Source organism: Luteolibacter pohnpeiensis (assembly GCF_016595435.1).
GTDB lineage: Bacteria > Verrucomicrobiota > Verrucomicrobiia > Verrucomicrobiales > Akkermansiaceae > Luteolibacter > Luteolibacter pohnpeiensis.
Genome location: NZ_JAENIJ010000113.1, coordinates 1 through 1,521, shown reverse-complemented (window position 1 = coordinate 1,521; position 1,521 = coordinate 1). Strand labels below are relative to the sequence as shown.

The following is a 1,521-nucleotide window of genomic DNA, read 5'->3' as shown; positions in this document are numbered from 1 at the left end:
CAGCTGATTGAGGCAGTCGAGAACGGCACCAAGGAGATGACGGCGGTCCAGCAGCAAGCGCTGCAACGCATCCGCGATGCCTTCCGTGGTGGCATTGATGCTCAGGAGCAGGTGCAAATGGCGCAGGACATCGAAACCGTCGCCGGGCCATTGCAGGAGCAATCCGAGAGCCAGCACAAGGCGCTGGAGATCTTCCGCAGTGTGCTCGCAAAGAATCAGGTCACAGCCCAGGACGCCTCGCTGTTGGTCGGACAAATTAGTGCGCTATCCGACGAACAAGCGCAGATCACCGCTTCCCAAAAAGAGGCGGTGGAACGGACCAAACAATCATTGGCCAACAATAATCTGAACAATGAGGAGATGCAGAAGCTCATCGCAGATTCCCAGCTATTATCGAATACCTTGGGTGGGAAAATTGAAGGCTTAACGGGAATCACCCGGACGTTGCTAGAGACACTGAAAACTTATGACTCGATTATCGCTCAGCTACAAGCGGAGTCGCAGGCTTTAAAGGACGCAGCAAGGCAAAAATCCGTATATGGAACCTATTAAATTGGGCTTGCTCGTTTCTTCAAAGCATTTGTTCATTAGGAATGATTAGAACAGCGGTCCTCTTCGTGTGTATGCTTTCAACTGCTTTTGGGCGGATAGGGGCGAATGTAGAGAAGTGCCATGAAAGGTATGGTCAGCCTTGGGATGTGATGGGAACAAAAGACGTTTCGTTAGAGTCGTATGGACAAGGTGGCATCCAAACCGTTTGCAGATTTGTGGATGGTGTATGCGTAGCTGTTGCTTACAACCTTAAAACTTTTACGATCGTCAATGACTCCATATCTCCTACGGGACCGCGATTCGATGCAAAGCAAATTAGTCAGCTTCTCAATTTGAATCGGGGCACCTCAGAATGGATTATCGAGACTTCAAATCCACGAGGTGGTCCGGTGGACGGCACTTATGTTACAAAAGATCAAACCAAACGAGCTTCTGTTTCGTTTGCAGGCATTCGGATTGAAGATATCGCTTGGTCAAATTCCGAACGCGCAAAAGTGGAGAGCGATAAGTTGCAGCACGCGGTCGATGCTATTACCTCCGAAGATCCAAAGGACCACTCCGGCGAATAGCTAATGGCCCGGTCGACTCCGATGATCGCTTCATGTCCTGGACGATCATTGGTGAAGCTGGAAAGCAGTTAGACGAAACCGAACGCGAGATCCGTGAACTTGGAACCGGCTGGACCCTGCAGGCCGGCAGAGGCGCGGGAATCGATTCGGTGTCATGGAATCAAGCCTTCCGCGAGATCGATGGAGCGGGGGAGATTTTCCCGGAACAAGGCCAGGAAATCACCCTCTGGCTCGATGGCGTCTGTTACTTCCGGGGCATCGTGGAAGAACCGACCGAGATTTCAGGCGTCTCTTTTGGCTCCCGGTTCTCCGCACTTGGGGCCGGTTGGTGGCTCGATCAGGAAACGCTTTCCTCTCTCATTCCGGATGCCACCGAGGAAGAGGTCGAACGGCCGAACTT

At 52.1% G+C, this 1,521-nt stretch carries 3 protein-coding genes; all 3 read left to right on the top strand.

Going from position 1 to position 1,521, the window contains the following annotated elements:
- A partial coding sequence (locus JIN85_RS20395; RefSeq protein WP_200274322.1) for a hypothetical protein occupies window positions 1–552 on the top strand: 552 nt, incomplete at its 5' end.
- Between the two features lie 71 nt (window positions 553–623).
- Window positions 624–1,121: a hypothetical protein gene (locus JIN85_RS20390; RefSeq protein WP_200274320.1), complete on the top strand. Its 498-nt coding sequence runs from the start codon at window positions 624–626 to the stop codon at window positions 1,119–1,121.
- 32 nt (window positions 1,122–1,153) lie between these two features.
- The coding region (locus tag JIN85_RS20385) for a hypothetical protein (protein WP_200274318.1) at window positions 1,154–1,521 on the top strand (368 nt) is incomplete at its 3' end.

Coding starts and splice junctions, on each gene's coding strand:
- JIN85_RS20390 (WP_200274320.1), top strand. CDS start 624: ATGCTTTCAACTGCTTTTGGGCGGATAGGGGCGAATGTAGAGAAGTGC.